Source organism: Nodosilinea sp. FACHB-131 (assembly GCF_014695395.1).
GTDB lineage: Bacteria > Cyanobacteriota > Cyanobacteriia > Phormidesmidales > Phormidesmidaceae > Nodosilinea.
On record NZ_JACJOF010000038.1, the window covers coordinates 190,318 to 206,903 of the forward strand.

Sequence of the window (16,586 nt, forward strand, 5' to 3'; positions counted from 1 at the left end):
TTGGCTCTTGCCTTTGAACGCCCTTAGGCGAGTCACTAAGAGCCTAGAGGGGGTCGCAATAGTTATCAGAAAAAGAGTATTGCTCAACTTTGTTGCCTACGATAAACCCGCCCAATCTCCCGGTTTGTAGTAGTCCTATGGACAGATGTTAGTCGGCTTGGCCCTAGGCTTGGCCCAGTTTGGTTCCTACCTCTCAGCATCGGCAGCATCTACTGTTCTGACTGTGCCCAACCGATGAAAATTCTGCTTGTTGAGGATGACCCCTCTACCCGAGAACTTCTGGTTTTTCACTTGGCTGCGGCGCGCTACACCATAGAACAGGCGGCTGACGGCATTATTGCTCAAGAGCTAGCGACCCTGTGGAACTACGACTTGATTTTGCTGGATGTCAACATTCCCCGGTTGAATGGCCTTAGCCTATGCCGTCACTTGCGGGGGCAGGGAGTGTCTACTCCGATCTTAATGCTTACAGCCCAGGCCGACGATAAGGACGTGATTACTGGGCTTGACGCTGGGGCCGATGACTACGTAACTAAGCCCTTTGAGGTGTCACAGGTACTAGCCCGGATTCGCGCTCTGCTGCGGCGGGGCGAGCGGGCGACAACCATTCCGCCATTGGTGTGGGGGCAGCTGTGCCTTAACCCGACCCTGGCTCAAGTCACCTACAGCGGCCAAGTCGTGCCTCTAACGCCGAAGGAATACAGCCTACTTGAGCTGTTCCTGCGCCATCCCCAGCGGGTGTTTAGCCGCAGTGCTATTCTCGACCACCTATGGACCATCGACGATTCGCCCACCGAAGGAGCGGTGACGAACCTGGTGAAGGATCTGCGCAACCGCCTCAAACGCAGCGGCGTGGTCGAGAACGTAATTCAGACGGTGTATGGGTTGGGCTATCGCCTCCGCGACTTGCCGCCTTTGGTTGAATTAGGGACAGCCACTAACGGTTTCCATAGACCTGACGGTGGTGCTCAGGTAGAGACTCAGGATCCGCTACTGGTTACTGCGCCCAAGGGCAAGAATTTGGAGGCGATCGCAGCTCGGTTTCAGGCGTCGATTCAGCAGCGGTTGGCGGTAGTAGAAGCGGCGGTGCGATCGCTTCAGGCCGGCAACTTGCCTCCCCAGCAGCGAACCGTTGCCCAGGATGAGGCCCATCGACTGGCCGGTGGGCTGGGCACCTTTGGCTATGACGAAGGCTCGACCTACGCCCGTCAGATCGAGCAGTTGCTAAGCGATCGCCCCCTGCAAACGACGGCAGTCGATCAGCTCTCTCGCCACCTGCTCGACCTCAAGCAGACCTTGGCTTTAACTCCTAAGCCGCTATCGACAGAGCTTGTCCAGGCGATCGCGCCGATTTCATGCCGCCTTGGGGTGGTGCTGGCGGTGGAGCCCGCGTTGCTCAACCGATTGCAGATCGACGCCGTCAGCCACGGTTGGCACCTCGAACGGGCCACTGACCTGAGCGAGCTTTTGCAGACCTTAGCCCAGGGCCGAGCGGCGGCGGTGGTGCTTAGCCTCGACCAGAGTGCCCCTTTAGCCGAAAAGTTGGCGCCCCTGCGGGAGGTCAAGCATCGGTTTCCGCAGCTGCCGGTGGTGGTCTTGACCTGCCACGACAGTTTAGAAGAACGGGTACAGGTGGCTCGTCTCCAGGGCGATCGCTACCTAGTGACACCAGCTACCCCCAACCAAATTTTCGATACTTTAGCCCACCTCTTGCCAGAAACCCAAGCGCCTGAGGCTCAGGTGATGGTGGTCGACAACGACCCCATCACTCGGGGTGCCATTACAGAACTGCTCACTCCCTGGGGTTTACGGGTCACTGGGCTAGGTAACCCCAGCCAGTTCTGGGAAATGCTGCGCCAGATGCAGCCCGATTTGCTGCTGCTGGCGCTCGAAATGCCCACGTTTAGCGGCATTGATCTGTGCCGAGTGGTGCGCCAAGACTCGCGGTTCGGCAACCTGCCCATTCTGATGGTAGCGGCTCATCCTGACACTGTAACCGTGCGTCAGGTATTTGAAATGGGAGCCGACGACCTAATTGGTAAACCTATCGTGGGGCCAGAGTTGGTAACGCGGGTATTGAGTCGGATTGAGCGATCGCGACTGCGCCAGCAAATTGAGCAAATGCGCCATCGCCAGGCTCTCTATTGGACCCAGCAAGAAACCACCGACCCTCTCACCCAGGTGGCTAACGGCCTACACTTCGACGCCTTTTTGCAGCAGCAGTGGGAGCGCCACTGCCGAGACCAGGCTCCGATCTCGCTGATTTTGTGCAGCCCCGACAGCCTATGCACCTACTATCAAATCTACGGACAGCAGGCAGGCGATACTGCCCTGCGCCGTATTGCTCGCACCCTGCACCGCACCGTCAACCCCAACATTGACCTGGTGGCCCGCAGCGGCGACGATGAATTTGCCATTGTGCTGCCCAACACCAACCTGGATGGGGCGCTGCGGGTCGTCTCCCGCATTCAACAGGCCATTACCGACCTCAAAATTCCTCAGCCCGCCTCTGAGCAGGGCGACTACATTACCTTAAGCTTAGGCATCGGCGGCACCACCCCCACCGGCAGCCTATCCAGCGATCTGCTGCTGAAAACCGCCGACCAGGCCCTCAAAGATGCCAAAGGGCGCGGCGGCAACACCTTTTGCCTATATCCGATGTGCTGAGTAAACTCGACCTAGCCATGAAGTTTTCTCTGCGCAATTTGCTCATCGTCCCGTTCTTGCTACAGGTGATTGGCATTACGGGGTTGGTGGGCTACTTGTCGTACCGCAGTGGGCAGCGGGCCGTGCAGGATATCGCTCGTCAGATGATGACGATCACGGGCCAACGGGCAAGGGAAAACCTCAACGCCTATCTACAAACGTCTCGCTTGGTGGCTCAGACCAATGCCTATCTGCTCGAAACCGGGGCGCTTAGCAGCACCGACCTAGCTACCCTAGAAAGTCACCTGGTAGAGCAGCTCCAGCTATTTCCGGAGCTGACGGGTATGGTCTTTGCTAACGAAGCCGGTGCGTTCCTCAATGTGGCTCGTCAGGCACCCCCAGGGTCGTTCTCAGTGCGGCAGCGCAATGTGACCGTGGTCGACAACCGGCTCTACCGCTACCAGCTGGATATCGCTGACCAATCTAAGACTCTGCTGCCGCCGATTCGACAAGGCTACGACCCCCACCACAACCCTCCCGACAACCCGTGGTATGCAGCAGCCCAGGCTAGTCCAGAGGGCCTATGGCGGCTGGTGGTGAGCCTAGAGCGAGGAGACGATCAGCCTCGACTGGTCATGGTGCGGTTTGTCCCCTTTCAGACCCCCGAGGGAGACTTTGGTGGCGTCTTTAGCACCGGCATTTTGCTCACGCAGCTGGGGGAGTTTCTGCGGCACCTGATCCCGAGCGGCGGGGGTCAGATTTTCTTAATCGAGCCCGACGGTCACCTGGTGGCGACCTCAACCGGGGAGCTGCCTTTTGATCAACAGCCGCGCTCTGATTCAGCGCAGCACGTGGTGCTGCAGTCTCGCCGACTGGCGGTGGGGCAAAGTCGTAATCCACTCACCCGAACGGTAGCAGCCAGCCTAATTGCCGACTATGGCAGCCTTGAGAATGTGCGATCGCCGCGCTTTTCTCACCTTCGGTTTGACCAAAAGCAGTATTTTGTGCAGACAACGCCGCTCCAGGGCGAACTGAACTGGCTGCTGGTCACCGTGGTGCCGGCCTCTGAATTTATGGCCGACATCGATGCCAATACGTCCCGTACCGCCCTGCTGTGCGCCTTGGCCCTAATTGGGTCTATCAGCCTGGGCATTTGGACGGCGGAATACATCGCCAAGCCGATTCTGTCGCTCCAGCGGGCGACCCAAGCCTTAACTAACGGCCTGGCGATTGTGCCGCCCACCCAGCCCAGCACAATTCAGGAAGTTGAGGCTCTGCGCCAGGGGTTTGACCGCATGGTGGGCCAGCTGGTGTCGTCGTTTCACGCCCTTAGGGACCGCGAGAATACACTAGCTACTTTTTTGAACGGGGTGCCAGTAGCCCTGAGCGTGCACGACCAGGCGGGGCAAATGCTGTTTCTCAATGCCAAGGGCAAAGAACTGTTGGTCAACGGCGTTACGACCACCGACTCTGGACAACTGTCGGAAACCTATCAGCTCTACCAGGCTGGGAGCGACAGGCTATACCCCACCGCCGAACTACCTATGGTCCGGGGGCTGCGGGGCGAAACTGCCTATACTGACGACATTGAGGTAGACACTGGCGATCGCCGCATTCCCCTAGAGGTGCACACGATTCCGGTGTTCAACAGCCTGGGGCAGGTGCTCTACAGCATCAACACGTTTCAAGACATTACCGAACGGCGGCAGGTCGAGCGGTTTCGGGTTGACTACCAGCGCGAGCTGGAGCATCAGGTAGCTCAGCAAATGGCTTCTCTAGCGGCCAGTGAGGCCACTCAAAAGGCGCTAATCAACGCAATTCCTGACCTACTGATGCGCTTGGGTCGAGAGGGTCGCCCACTGGCCATCTATAATCCAGAGGCGGTGAACTGGCTGGGCGATCGCAGCCAGCTCTACGAGAAGAGCATGTATGAGAACCTGCCCGGCCCCATTGCCCAGGAGCGTCAGCGCTGCGTTGAGCTGGCCCTGGAGACGGGCAGCATCCAGCGCCAGGAGTACGAGTTTGTCGTGGGGGGGGAGACGTTCTATGAAGAGGCGCGGATTATTCCGGTGACCCAGGACGAGGTGCTGGTGGTGGTGCGCGACATCAGCGATCGCTACCGGATCGATCGCCTCAAGGATGAGTTTATCTCTATCATCAGCCACGAGTTGCGCACGCCCCTAACGGCTATTCGGGGAGCCCTGGGCATTTTGGAGTCGGGGGTGCTGCACAACCGGCCCCAGAAAGCTCAGCAGATGCTGAGTATGGCCCTCAACAATACTGAACGACTAATTCGACTAGTCAACGACATTCTTGATCTGGAGCGCTTGACCTCGGGCCGCATTGAGCTCAATCTAGAACCCTGCCACCTGGATGAGCTAATGGCGCTGGCGGTTAACGGGGTAGAGGCGATCGCCCTGGAGGCCAACGTCACCATTCAAGTCACGCCCGCCGCCGCTACGGTGCTGGCTGCCCCCGATGCGGTGGTGCAGACCCTCACCAACCTGCTGGGCAACGCGATTAAATTTTCTGAGGCGGGGAGCAAAATTTGGCTGACAGCAGCACTGGCTTCTAACGCTAAAGCGATCGCTGCCCCAGACACCGCCCCTGAAACTGAGCCGGCTTGGGCACGGGTTGCGGTCAAAGACCAGGGGCGAGGCATTCCAGCGGATCGTCTGGAGATGATTTTTGAGCGCTTTCAGCAGGTGGATGTGTCAGATTCGCGGCAGCGCGGCGGCACCGGGCTGGGGCTGGCCATCTGCAAACAGATTGTGGAGCAGCACGGTGGGGAAATCTGGGCAGAGAGCCAGGTCGGCTATGGCAGTACATTTTTCTTTACGCTGCCCCTGAAGATATCATGAGCAAGCGGATTTTAGTCATCGACGACGAACTGGACATTCGCGAAGTAGTTTGCCTCTCGCTAGAGGAGTTCGGCGGCTGGCAAACCGACAGTGCCGGGTCAGGTCAGGAGGGTTTAGACAAAGCCTTAGCCGCCCCTTGGGACGCTATCTTGCTGGATATCTCGATGCCCGTCATGGATGGATTTGCGGTCTACGAACGGCTTCAGGTTGACCGTAGGACCCAGACCATACCGGTAATCTTGCTCACGGCTAAGGTGTTGACCAGCGATCGCGATCGCTTCTGTACCCTGGGTGTAGCTGGAGTGATTACTAAACCCTTTAATCCGGTGACGGTATGGCAACAGGTAGCCCAGATCTTAGACTGGGCCACCTAACCGTAGAGCTTAGAAGCAGAGCTACCGGGGACGACCAACAGTCGCCAGAAGGCAGCAGGCAAAACGACCGGCTTGCCCCTAGGCAGGGGTAATCATCAGCACTAAGGCCTTTTTGTCGAGGGCCTGCACTTTGCCCGCATCGCCGATGTCCTTCACGATTCTGTCGAGCAGCTCTCCAGCGCGATCGCGGTGCTGGTGCTCACGCCCTCGCAGGCGCACCAAAAACTTAACCGAGTCTCCCTTCGACAGCCACTCAACCGAGCGGCGAATCCGGAGCTGGTAGTCAGACTCACCCACGTTGGGGCGCAGCTTGACCTCTTTCAAAGACGGCTTAGAGCTTTGCTTCTGCCGCTTACTCTGCTGGTACTGAAGCTTGCCGTAGTCCAGAATTTTGGCCACAGGGGCATCTTTGCCGTTAGAGACCACCACCAGGTCAAGTCCTGCATCCTCGGCCAGCGTAAGCGCTTCGCGAGTTTCCATGAGACCCCGATTTTGGTTCTCCTGGTCGATTAAGAACACCTGAGGTGAGCGAATTTGCCGGTTTACCAGTTGCGTCTTAGAAATAAGTCGTTCCTCTCAAAATTCGACAGTTGGCCGGTGCGATGGCTAAGGGCAGAAGTGACCCTAGGGCTGCTTGGCCTAGCAACCATACACCTAATACACCTAGAAGGGTATTATCCATCATGTTATCCATAGAATAGCTTAGCTTTTAAGCCAGAGCGGTGTCGAAATATCCGGTCTTAACAAAACGGTAGATGCCTTATAAAGTCGGCCTTTGATCCCCCTATGTTGAAGGATCCCGCTATGCTGGGGCGTACAACAGAACTCGTAGGGGAAGCCCATGGCCGCATATTTCGCCACCGTTGCCCGTGGGCTAGAGACCTTAGCCGCCGCCGAACTCGAAGATTTAGGTGCTCAGCAGGTTGAGCCGGGCTTTTGCGGGGTTGCCTTTGAGGGCGACCTGGCCCTGCTGTATCGGGTCAACCTTTGGTCGCGGCTGGTCTTTCGGGTGCTGGTCAAGCTGGGCGAATGCCCCTGCCGCGATGCCGAAGCCCTCTATCAGGGCATTCAGAGTATCGACTGGCGGCCTTACCTGACCCCTGACCGCACCTTCGCGGTCGATGCCACCGGCAAAAACCGCAGCCTCAACCACACCCATTTCACCGCCCTTCAGGTGAAAAATGCCGTGGTTGATCAGCAGCGGCAGCACTGGGGCGATCGCTCTACCATCGATCCCCAGCACCCCGAGGTGCGGCTCAATGTCCACATTCAAGACGACACCGCCACCGTCAGCCTCGACAGCTCGGGCAGCAGCCTGCACCGCCGCGGCTATCGCCCGGCGGTGGGGGCCGCCCCACTGAAAGAATCTCTGGCAGCAGCGCTGGTGAAGCTGACCGATTGGCCCGGAGACGTACCGCTGCTGGATCCTCTCTGTGGCTCGGGCACGCTGCCGCTGGAAGCCAGCATGGCGGCGCTCAATATCGCCCCAGGTATCTTCCGCGAGGAGTTTGGCTTTCAGACCTGGCCCGATTTTGACGGCGATCTGTGGGACACCCTGTGGCAGGAGGCGGAGTCAGCACGCAGGTCGCCTTTGGGGACGTGGGTGGGAGGGTGCGATCGCGATCCCGACATCATTCACCAAGCTCGTCTCAATGCCCAGCGCTGTGACCTGGCCGAGCAGATCAACTTTTGGGCCGCTGACCTGGCTGACCTAGAGGCTCCCGCCGACAGCGGCTTTCTGCTGTGTAACCCGCCCTACGGTGAGCGTCTGGGTGCCGACGAAGATCTAGGAGCCTTCTATAAACTGCTGGGGAATGTGCTGAAGCAGCGCTTCAAAGGCTGGACGGCCTTTGTGCTCAGTGGCAACAAGGCATTGTCTCAACATATCGGTCTCAAGTCAGCTCAGCGGGTGGCCGTCTATAACGGGACGCTTCCCTGCCAGTGGCTCAAGTACGAACTGTATTAGGGTGATCTTAAGTTGGGAAGTCCTGGAAAACTTCTTTAGCAATTTAGAGCTAGCTTTCTATCACCGTTGCCTCAGCATCCTCTTTCTCCCAGGCCAATTCACCTAGGCTATGACCCAGCTTGTCGGCGATGCCTTCGATCCAGGCTTCGTCCTGGCGGGTGTAGCTGCGGGGGGCATTGGCTGCCAAGATTAGCGCGCCGCCTTGTCCCATGGGCTGGCAGATCACGCCTTGAGTGTTTTCGGGCAAATAATCAAATTCCACCCGGCCTGGGTAAATGCTGAGTTTTACCAAATACACGGCTTTGCCGGTCTCCAACACCCGCCTTAGAATGGGGCCGGGAGTAACTTCGGCTTTAGGGGCTAAGATTCCGCGCCGCAGCAGGGTTTTGCCCTGACGATAGACGACGACGGAGCGAGTAACGGTGTTGGTGAGCAGCAGGTGAGAAGCCCAGGCCAGTTCGGTTTTAGCGGCATCGGGCAGGGCATCATCTAGCTCCAACCCTTCTGCACCAATTAGCGTCACAGCCTCGGGCAGAGTAGGCTGCACGCGCTGCCACAGTAGGCCAGTCAAAATCAGTAGAGCGCTGAGAATGACACCCATCACATCCGATCGCGCCTGGGATTCAGTCAGGGCAGGGGTCAGTACTCGGTTGATCAACAACAGGGTGCCCCCCAGGCCTCCTGTTACCAGCGGCAGCAGCCGTAGCACCCGGTTTGGGTCATTTTGCGCCATTTATTTAGACCTATGCCTCGATTTGCCTCTTCCTTGATTTTAATGGGGTTTGGGCTGCTAGCGGTGGACGGGAACAGCAGGGTGCAGGGAATTCAGTTCCCTACACCCTGCTATCGTAATCGGTTAGCTATTACAGCCGCAGCCGGTGTGACCACAGCCCGAAGACCCCTCGGGGTGGCCGTCGGCGCAGGCATCACTGCAAAAATAGTGACCGTCTTTTTCTAGAGCCTGGCTGGTATCAACAATGCACAGGCACGAGTCGCAGGCGCATTTCATTTGGGTAACGGTAGTCATGGCAAGGTTCCTCTTCGGCTAAGTGAACTAAACTGGTGCTCAAACACTTGAACAACTGTTCATGAATTAACCATAACATATGAACAACTGTTCATGGTTTAAGTGGTCATTATGATCCGTTGTGATGTTGGAATATGCTTCTAGGCCCTGGCTATTCTTCAGAGACAACTGGTATGGCTGGCGATCGCCCCCCTCTTGATGACCCTTCCTGCCACCACGCTGGCCCGTCGCCTGTGGACGAGATTTTGAGTGTGGAAAAGGCTCAGCGGATGGCTGAGTTTTTTGGCGTGCTGGGCGATCCCAATCGCTGGCGCATTCTCTCAGCTCTGGCCCTGAGCGAAATGCGGGTGGGTGAGCTGGCCGCTGCTGTGGCCATGAGTGAGTCGGCGGTGTCGCATCAGCTGCGGATTTTGCGCGCGACACGCCTGGTCAGCTACCGCAAGCAGGGGCGCAATGTGCTCTACTGCCTCAAAGATGACCACGTGTTTAACCTCTACCGCGAAGCGTCAGATCACCTGGATGAGCCGCCGGAGGAGTAGATGGGTGGATGGGTAGGGGGTGGTTTGAAGCCTTCTTCAGTGAGACGGTAGACTGGAGTATTGCCGGGTTGTCGTATTGCCATGACCGTTTCTCCCCTTGCCCAGAATGCTGCCACTCAGCCGCTGTTGGCGATCGCCCAGGCTACTCGCCAGGCGGCTCAAACCTTAGCTAGCCTATCTGCTGAGGCCAAGAACCAGGCAATCGAGGCGATAGCCGCCGCCCTGGAGGCCAACGCCGATCGCATCGTGGCAGCCAACCAGGCCGACTGCAAAGCCGCCCTGGCTGATAACTTGGCCAAACCGCTGTACGGGCGACTGAAGCTGGATAGGGTGAAGCTGGCAGGGGCGATCGCTGGGGTGCGCGACGTAGCTCGCCTGCCAGACCCGGTGGGCACTGTGCAAATTCACCGCGAGCTAGACGAGGGCTTAGTGCTCAAGCGGCTGGCGGTGCCCCTGGGGGTGCTGGGGGTGATCTTTGAGTCGCGCCCCGATGCGGTGATGCAGATTTCGGCCCTGGCGATTAAGTCGGGTAACGGGGTGATTCTTAAAGGGGGCAAAGAGGCGGTGCGATCGTGCACAGCCTTGGTGGAAGCGATTAAGCAGGGGCTTGAGAATGCTGGGGTCGACCCAGCGGCGGTGCAGCTCTTGACTACCCGGGAAGAAACTCGCGCCCTGCTGGATTTGGAGGGCTACGTGGATTTGATTATTCCACGCGGTTCCAACGCGTTTGTGCGATTTGTGCAGGAGAACACGCGGATTCCGGTGCTGGGCCATGCCGATGGCATTTGCCATCTCTACATCGACAGCGAGGCAAATTTGGAGCAGGCGGTGGCGATCGCCGTCGATGCCAAAACTGCCTATCCCTCGGCCTGCAATGCGATCGAAACCCTGCTGATTCACCAAGACAGCGCCGCTCAAGGATTGCCGACGCTGGCGGCGGCGCTACGGACTGCCCAAGTGGAGCTGCGAGGCGATCGGCAGGTACAGCAGATTTTGCCCGATATAACCCTCGCCACGGAAGAAGACTGGGCGACGGAGTACAGCGATCTGATTTTGGCGATCAAAGTTGTGGCGTCGGTGGAGGAGGCGATCGCTCACATCAACACCTACGGTTCGCGCCATACCGAAGCCATTGTCACCCAGAACTCCGCCACTGCCGCCCACTTTATGGATCGCGTCGACGCTGCTGGGGTCTACCACAACTGTTCAACCCGCTTTGCCGACGGCTTTCGCTACGGCTTTGGAGCCGAAGTCGGCATCAGTACCCAAAAGATGCCCCCCCGCGGGCCAGTGGGGCTAGAGGGGCTAGTCACCTATAAGTATCAGCTGATCGGCGACGGTCACGTGTCTACCACCTACAGCGGTAGCGACGCCAAACCCTTTACTCACCGAGATCTAGCCTAATTGCTGCTTGATAGAGTCGGGGAATGCTCTCTACCGGCGACGGCGAGAGATCATGAGGCCACCGGCTGCGATCGCCAGCCCTCCCAGCGTCAAGGGTTCGGGCACGGGCTGGGCGGCGTAGAGAATGCCGATGGGGCGCTGTAGCTCAGGGCTAGCATCAGCTAGCAGCGATCGCTCCTTGGCCGGACCCTTATATTTGAGGATGGAGCCAATCTCAGAAGCGCTGTTAAACCCCATAGTAAACAGATTGCCACTGGGGGCAAAGGCTAGGCTACCAATGAAGCTGCTTGGCAAAGCGTCACCTGCCGCCGCCCCTGAGCAATTTCTTTGAAGGGCCTAATTCCCTAACGCCTCGTCTAGCACCTGGCGCGCTGACTCTGCTTGGGCTCTGGCTTCTTTGAAACGCAGGTTGCTCTGGGCAAATGACTTCAAGACCTTAAAGCCGTCCTTCAATTCAGTCACCTGGTCGTCAGTCATCGGGTCATCGGTAAACAGCAGATCTACCAGGTCACGCACCTGGAGGGCTTCATCGCGAGACGACTGCACTTTTACCTTGAGCGTGGCCAACTGGTTTAAAACCTGAATGGCCTCTATGACGGCGTCTTCTTGCTGCTGCACGGCTGCTGAGGAGGTAAGGGGCTGCACTTCTACAAGTTGCTCGACGCTAAAGCCATCGGCCAAAGCGGTGGGCAGTTCGCCGTCGTCAAGCATGGCCATGAGCTGATCCATCGCTTTGTCGCGGGCTTTGCGAGAATCTTTGCCCGATACTGTCAAGACGACATCTGGGCTTTGGGCCAGGGTATATTGAACCATTGGTGTAGATCGTGCGTACTAGGCTAGTATACGCTACCGGGTTCCCAAGCCAAGCACTTATTCTCGCATGCCCCCCTGCACCACCGATCGCAGCCGCTCGTGCAGCTCTGACTCATCGCGCCGGGGTACAAAGGGCTGGATGATGTCGGCCTGGTGCCAGGGGGACGCAGCCTCCGCCGGCAGCGGGCGAAAATCGGGGATGTTGGGGCTGTTTGGTCCGGGCGCGATTGCCGGTTCGCCTGCAACCTCAGTGTCTAGTTCACCGTCGTCCAGTGAGCCAGTAGCTACCTCTGCTTCTGGAGTGGTTGCAGTTGAGTCAGGTGTCAAATTGGTGGGCGCTGGGGTATGTGACGCAGCGCTAGAGGATAGGGCTTCAGTTTCTAGCGAGGCATCTCCCTCTAGGTCTAAGCTAGCTGGAGCGATCGACGGTAGAGCCCGGCGAACGGATGAAGACTCTGTGCCATCTCCATAGCCGGTAGGGCAGAGCAGCGACTGACCTAAAATAATGGATTCAAACTCGCGATTGAAATGGCGAATGGGCTGGCCCCGCCGCTGCCAGAGCTTGAGAATTTGGTCGATCGAAATAACTTTGTAGCGCCCCTGATAAAGGGCTTCGGTAATAGCGTGGCTCACCCAAACTGGGCCAAACTCCTCCAACCAACCGGCAATAACAGCTTTGGTGGGATAGTCCTCAGCCTCAAAGCTGTAGCTGGTGAGCAACTGGTAGATGGGCTCAACATCTGGAGTGTTGCTGAGGTAAGTCATAGTGGTTTGCCTACGCGTTAATCCCCGCTAAATGGGGCATTTTAGGTAGTCATTACCCTTCAGCTTAATCTTAAGCCTGCGTAAAGACTACCATCGTAAGGTTTATTACTGTTCGTGGGAGGCAGGGCTACTGCACCACCACATCGCTAGGGGTATCTGGAGGCGCATCGAAGGGAGCGGTGCGCCCCACCCAATCGAAGCCGCTAAGCCGAAATCCCAAGAAGCCGGTCTCTTGAGTGGGGCTATAGGTTACCAGCAGCCCATAGGCACGGCGGCGGTATTCAAAAATTAGATTGCTATCAATGGTACGCCCGCTATCCACGTTAATCGAAGCCTGAAAACCGGCTAAAAAAGGACCATAGATCTGCTGAATAATGCCCCCAGACAGCACATTTCGATCGACCGTTCGATCAAAGAGAAAAGGAGATGTATCGCCACCGATAAGAGTGTGTCTAAAACCAATATTAAACTGGGTGTAGTCGAAGGTTTTGCGCTGCAGGTGGCCCAGCTGACCCGACAAAATAACTCTAGTTTCTAGCGACTCTTGGAAATCGCTGCTAGTGTAGTAGGTGGCTCCACTTCGTAGCCCTACCCCTAGTGCCAGGTTGGGCACCAGCGGTCGGGGGGAGTAGCGCAACCCTTCGGTGGCGGTAGCGGGTAGCGGTTGCCCCTGCCACAGCAAGAAGTTGCGGGTGAGGTCAGCGCTACCCTGAAACCGAAACAGGCTGGCTAAGCCTATGCCTTCCCCAGGGTCCAGAAGATCGGGCCGGTCGGTGTTGGCGGTAATGTACTGCCCCGACACCTGATAGGTGAGGTCAATGCCGCTGTTACCCAAGGCCACCACGGGAGACTCAAGCAGGGCACCGATGGTGTTTTGCACATCCTGAAACCCAAGGGAGCCGTTGAAGAGGCGATCGCGGTAGCTGTACTCCAGGGTGAGGCGGTGGGTGCCAAGCAGTTGCTGGGCCCGGAAGCTGGCCCGCAGCCGCTCGCTGAAATTGGCTAAGTCAAACCCCGATAAACTTAAGGAGCCCAGCACTTGGGTGCGCGGCCCCAGAGAACCCTCAACCTGGGCCGCCAAACCAAAGTTGGCGGGGTCAGCAATGTTGTAGTTGGAGGCGCCCAACCACCGGGAGATGAAAAACTGAGGCGCGATCGTAATGTTTAGAGGCCCCGCCCTATTAATTGGCAACGGGGCTTCGATGAACAGGCCGCCGCGATCGCGGCCATCAATACCAATGCCTGTAGGCAGCGGATTTAGGGCTTCTGGAGGCAACTGCCCTCGGGTGAGCACAAAGCGATTTCTAAACAGTGGAATGGAGAGGCCTTGGTTAAACACCAGCCGGGGGTTCTCAAACACCAGCTCGTCCTCTACCTCGTTGAGAGGGGTGAGCCGCACACTATTGGCCCTAAACTCCAAGTCTGGGGGCGAGAAGGGATCGTTCGTCAGCCGAACTTGCTCGCCATACCAGCCGTCGGCATCAAAGGAAATTTGCTCGGCCTCAAACCGTACCCGCTCAATGGGGCGCTGCTCACCCCCCAATAGCACCTGGGGATCGCCCGTCGCCAGAGCAATCCCGCCCGGACTGGTAACCTGGGAAATGGACCTCTGATTTTGCAGCCGATAGTCGAGGGGAACGTTAGTCCCCTGCCCTAGACCAGCTGCATCGGTGGAGAAATCGTCTTCTAGGGCGGGCAGCTCTAGCTCACCCCGGCTCTCGGTAATCGTGCCTGCTCCCTGTAACAGGTTGTAAGTGGCCGTTGCGCCCTCAATAATTTGATTGTTGCGGTTAAAGAAAACGTTGCCTTCGGCTCGCAGATGGCGATTGACTAAGTTAGCCCAGAGGCGGTCGGCGGCTAGCTGCCCTGTGCCAAACTGCACTAGCACATCGCCTGTGGCGGTCACAATCTGGCGAACGGGCTCAAACTCCTGGCGATCGGCCCGCAGCAAAATAGAGCCCACCCCCTCAGCCGGTAATTCTGTCTCGACTGGGGCATCTTCGACGGGGGTGTCGGGTAATTCAGGCTCAGGCGGTTCAGCTTCAGAATTTTCGGGTTGAGGGCTTTCAAGCTGAGGCTGAGGCGGTTCTGAATCGACCTCAACCGGTGCTTCGGGGCCTTCGATCGCTGGGTCAGCGGGTACTAGAGGTGCGCTATCGGTGGGCTCAGGCACCAAAGGCTCAGAGCCGTCATCGACTGCCAACAGCGGTGAGAGCAGGCTAACTCCGCTTAAAGACAGGGGGCTAGCTACGACACTATTGGTTGGGGCGATTGACCTAGGGTCAGGCTCCGCCAACGCTGCCATTGACCCCCCTGGCCCTAACTCGGAGGCCGCCACCGCTGAAACCAGCACGACTTCGGCTGATTCTGGGAGCGGGGGTACAGCGGGCAACATAGGCGGCAAAGGCATGGGCTGGCATCACCAGAGCAAAAACAAAGCCCGGCAAGCGGGCTCAATCAGACCACTCTCACCAGGCTATTAACCTTGATGTAGCAGCCCTAGGGCACAGACGGGCAACCCAGGGCAGGGCCGCCAATTCCCAGACTACTTTTGGCGGTGCAGGTTCCGCAGAGCAGGCTAGATGGCAAGCCCCGGAGCAACGCCTGGGGCATTTGCCATTTAGTAGACATCAACCTGTCACCTAGGCCAAACCTAGTCCATGTCTTGACGGCCAGGGTTGCGGGAGGGGTCGCCGCTCAAAAAGCCAAACACGAACAGGGACACAAAGAAGGCGACTACGAGGTAAACCACAATCTTAAGGGTAAGCATGAGTTAAGTCTCCAAACCGGTAGCAGAGTAGGCCCAAGACCTGCCCCAAGCAGTAGCCAAATTCCGCTGACGGAAACGGCCCCGGTGCAGGACTAAGCTGGGTCTATCATATCGCCAAACGTTCGCCTATCTGCCGGCCCTGACTAATCTACCAGAGCGATCGCAGCCAGACCCACGCCATTCGCAGCCAGGTCTCGAGCACGTAGAGCAGCCAGTCTAAACCTCGCACCACGGCGACCAGAGGCGGATCGACGTAGTTGATTTGGGTGACTTTGACATCTAGGGCGCTTGGAGAATTGAGCTGATACTGGTCCGTTCCCGTGAGTGTAGTTGAGTTGGGTGAACGGTCGGCGGTGACAGTGTCGCTCCTCTGTTGGGTTACTAGATTGGGGGAATTAGATCCTCTGGGGGCTACAGATACCGCGCTAGACATCGCTACCGTTAGCTCAGCGCCTTGTTCAACCGAGGTCGTCGCTGGCAGAGTTCTAACAACAGGCTGACCATTCAACTGAGGTGGATATTGGCCAGCGATTGTTTTCGGCCCTGTTGACTCGGGGTTAGCTTGGGGCCTTTGGGGCACGATGGCACGACTAGTCGTGCGTCTGCCTAGGGCGAGCGGCCAAAGGCCAGGCTTTGCCAACGCCGTCGTCATCCCTTGCTGATTGGCTTCGCCAAATAGGTTGGTGGCCGCCGCCAGGGGGCTAGTTTGCAGCCACCGCAGCGCAGCGGGCAGCCACCGCAGGGGAGGCACCACCGCTGGATTGGTCTGGGGTAGAGGCAGCCCAGGCTGCTGAAGCTGAGAGTCAAGACTACGGCAGCGCTGTACCCGAGCATACTCCGCCAGCATGAGCACCAGGGCCTGCTCAAGCCGCTGCTGCTGATCCTCGGTCAGCCCGGCAAAAATCCCGTTGTCAATGGTCACTAGCACTAGCTGCCGAGTTTCTAAGTCTGAGGCAATACCGCGGATAGGTTGATTTAGCGGCACTAGATGCCACTGGCCGGGGGTTAGCACAGCGCCAGCTTTCGACTGCTTGAGCCATGGCCCATGAACATTGACCAACTGTAGCCCGCCAGGTCGAGCCATTTGACTGTGAACTACCGGCGGTTGAATGACTGATAGCAGGGCGCGAATCGGCGTGTCTACTGCCACCAGTTCTGTTGGGAGTGCTCCAGTCAGTCTGGCCCAAACCGGTCGCCACGGACGGGCAGCTTGCAGCTGCCGAGAGCCTATTCTCAAGCCCTGCACCGCCGCATAGAGCGGGTAGGCGACCACTTGCAGTCCCCAAACCGCCGCCGTACGCCCCTGCCGCAACCACTGCCCGGCGCTGTGGGCTACCTGCCGATATCCAGCCACCAGGCGACCTACGGTTTGGCTTTGGAACGAGCGTGACGAAGTCGCCATAACTCTGCCTACACTGAGG

General features: G+C 58.0%; 15 protein-coding genes. 6 read left to right on the forward strand and 9 right to left on the reverse strand.

All coding sequences use genetic code 11. The features are described 5' to 3' along the window. The first annotated feature begins 234 nt into the window (after nt 1-234). Genes H6F75_RS25320 through H6F75_RS25330 form a run of 3 tightly spaced genes read left to right on the forward strand, consistent with a single transcriptional unit; the run spans nt 235 to nt 5,881 of the window. Nucleotides 235-2,667 carry a response regulator gene (locus H6F75_RS25320; protein WP_190755719.1) on the forward strand — a complete coding sequence of 811 codons (2,433 nt, stop codon included), beginning with the start codon at nt 235-237 and terminating at the stop codon, nt 2,665-2,667. A gap of 17 nt (nt 2,668-2,684) precedes the next feature. Continuing rightward, a complete protein-coding gene (locus tag H6F75_RS25325) occupies nt 2,685-5,507 on the forward strand; it encodes an ATP-binding protein (RefSeq protein WP_190755721.1) in 2,823 nt (940 codons plus the stop codon). Beyond that, a complete protein-coding gene (locus H6F75_RS25330; protein WP_190755723.1) occupies nt 5,504-5,881 on the forward strand; it encodes a response regulator in 378 nt (125 codons plus the stop codon). Before H6F75_RS25325 ends, H6F75_RS25330 begins: the two co-directional genes overlap by 4 nt. 78 nt (nt 5,882-5,959) lie before the next feature. On the opposite strand, the gene infC is transcribed toward H6F75_RS25330, so the two are convergent. Continuing rightward, entirely contained in the window at nt 5,960-6,445 is a 486-nt protein-coding gene (gene infC / locus H6F75_RS25335; RefSeq protein ID WP_084172886.1) for a translation initiation factor IF-3, read from the reverse strand. A gap of 277 nt (nt 6,446-6,722) precedes the next feature. Between infC and H6F75_RS25340 the strand changes: the two genes are divergently transcribed. Then, nucleotides 6,723-7,847 carry a THUMP domain-containing protein gene (locus H6F75_RS25340; protein ID WP_190755725.1) on the forward strand — a complete coding sequence of 375 codons (1,125 nt, stop codon included), beginning with the start codon at nt 6,723-6,725 and terminating at the stop codon, nt 7,845-7,847. 49 nt (nt 7,848-7,896) lie between these two features. On the opposite strand, the gene H6F75_RS25345 is transcribed toward H6F75_RS25340, so the two are convergent. Both H6F75_RS25345 and H6F75_RS25350 read right to left on the reverse strand, forming a co-directional pair. Next, a complete protein-coding gene (locus H6F75_RS25345; protein WP_190755729.1) occupies nt 7,897-8,580 on the reverse strand; it encodes a cofactor assembly of complex C subunit B in 684 nt (227 codons plus the stop codon). A 123-nt stretch (nt 8,581-8,703) separates the two neighbouring features. Continuing rightward, entirely contained in the window at nt 8,704-8,874 is a 171-nt protein-coding gene (locus H6F75_RS25350) for a metallothionein (protein ID WP_190755731.1), read from the reverse strand. 269 nt (nt 8,875-9,143) lie between these two features. Here H6F75_RS25350 and H6F75_RS25355 point away from each other — a divergent pair, with 269 nt between their 5' ends. Then, nucleotides 9,144-9,413, forward strand: coding sequence for a metalloregulator ArsR/SmtB family transcription factor (locus H6F75_RS25355; RefSeq protein ID WP_279308327.1), 270 nt, complete (start codon nt 9,144-9,146; stop codon nt 9,411-9,413). An 81-nt stretch (nt 9,414-9,494) separates the two neighbouring features. After that, nucleotides 9,495-10,817: a glutamate-5-semialdehyde dehydrogenase gene (locus H6F75_RS25360; protein WP_190755735.1), complete on the forward strand. Its 1,323-nt coding sequence runs from the start codon at nt 9,495-9,497 to the stop codon at nt 10,815-10,817. A 30-nt stretch (nt 10,818-10,847) separates the two neighbouring features. On the opposite strand, the gene H6F75_RS25365 is transcribed toward H6F75_RS25360, so the two are convergent. From H6F75_RS25365 to H6F75_RS25390, 6 genes are all read right to left on the reverse strand, one after another. Then, nucleotides 10,848-11,111 (reverse strand): PEP-CTERM sorting domain-containing protein, encoded by a 264-nt coding sequence (locus tag H6F75_RS25365; protein ID WP_190755737.1) that lies wholly within the window; start codon nt 11,109-11,111, stop codon nt 10,848-10,850. 42 nt (nt 11,112-11,153) lie between these two features. After that, nucleotides 11,154-11,630, reverse strand: a complete 477-nt coding sequence (locus tag H6F75_RS25370) for a hypothetical protein (RefSeq protein WP_190755739.1) — start codon at nt 11,628-11,630, stop codon at nt 11,154-11,156. A 57-nt stretch (nt 11,631-11,687) separates the two neighbouring features. Continuing rightward, entirely contained in the window at nt 11,688-12,395 is a 708-nt protein-coding gene (locus tag H6F75_RS25375; protein WP_190755741.1) for a hypothetical protein, read from the reverse strand. 127 nt (nt 12,396-12,522) lie between these two features. Next, nucleotides 12,523-14,805: a DUF3769 domain-containing protein gene (locus tag H6F75_RS25380; protein ID WP_190755743.1), complete on the reverse strand. Its 2,283-nt coding sequence runs from the start codon at nt 14,803-14,805 to the stop codon at nt 12,523-12,525. 243 nt (nt 14,806-15,048) lie between these two features. Continuing rightward, the gene (locus H6F75_RS25385; protein WP_073607192.1) at nt 15,049-15,165 is read right to left on the reverse strand and encodes a photosystem II reaction center protein I; all 117 of its coding nucleotides are present in this window, start codon (nt 15,163-15,165) and stop codon (nt 15,049-15,051) included. Between the two features lie 148 nt (nt 15,166-15,313). After that, nucleotides 15,314-16,567, reverse strand: a complete 1,254-nt coding sequence (locus H6F75_RS25390; protein ID WP_190755745.1) for a hypothetical protein — start codon at nt 16,565-16,567, stop codon at nt 15,314-15,316. Nucleotides 16,568-16,586 lie beyond the last annotated feature (19 nt).

Excerpts from the sequence above, each read along its gene's own strand:
- H6F75_RS25320 (WP_190755719.1), top strand. The coding sequence starts at position 235 with ATGAAAATTCTGCTTGTTGAGGATGACCCCTCTACCCGAGAACTTCTG.
- H6F75_RS25325 (WP_190755721.1), top strand. The coding sequence starts at position 2,685 with ATGAAGTTTTCTCTGCGCAATTTGCTCATCGTCCCGTTCTTGCTACAG.
- H6F75_RS25330 (WP_190755723.1), top strand. The coding sequence starts at position 5,504 with ATGAGCAAGCGGATTTTAGTCATCGACGACGAACTGGACATTCGCGAA.
- H6F75_RS25340 (WP_190755725.1), top strand. The coding sequence starts at position 6,723 with ATGGCCGCATATTTCGCCACCGTTGCCCGTGGGCTAGAGACCTTAGCC.
- H6F75_RS25345 (WP_190755729.1), bottom strand. The coding sequence starts at position 8,580 with ATGGCGCAAAATGACCCAAACCGGGTGCTACGGCTGCTGCCGCTGGTA.
- H6F75_RS25350 (WP_190755731.1), bottom strand. The coding sequence starts at position 8,874 with ATGACTACCGTTACCCAAATGAAATGCGCCTGCGACTCGTGCCTGTGC.
- H6F75_RS25355 (WP_279308327.1), top strand. The coding sequence starts at position 9,144 with ATGGCTGAGTTTTTTGGCGTGCTGGGCGATCCCAATCGCTGGCGCATT.
- H6F75_RS25360 (WP_190755735.1), top strand. The coding sequence starts at position 9,495 with ATGACCGTTTCTCCCCTTGCCCAGAATGCTGCCACTCAGCCGCTGTTG.
- H6F75_RS25370 (WP_190755739.1), bottom strand. The coding sequence starts at position 11,630 with ATGGTTCAATATACCCTGGCCCAAAGCCCAGATGTCGTCTTGACAGTA.
- H6F75_RS25375 (WP_190755741.1), bottom strand. The coding sequence starts at position 12,395 with ATGACTTACCTCAGCAACACTCCAGATGTTGAGCCCATCTACCAGTTG.
- H6F75_RS25380 (WP_190755743.1), bottom strand. The coding sequence starts at position 14,805 with ATGCCTTTGCCGCCTATGTTGCCCGCTGTACCCCCGCTCCCAGAATCA.
- H6F75_RS25385 (WP_073607192.1), bottom strand. The coding sequence starts at position 15,165 with ATGCTTACCCTTAAGATTGTGGTTTACCTCGTAGTCGCCTTCTTTGTG.
- H6F75_RS25390 (WP_190755745.1), bottom strand. The coding sequence starts at position 16,567 with ATGGCGACTTCGTCACGCTCGTTCCAAAGCCAAACCGTAGGTCGCCTG.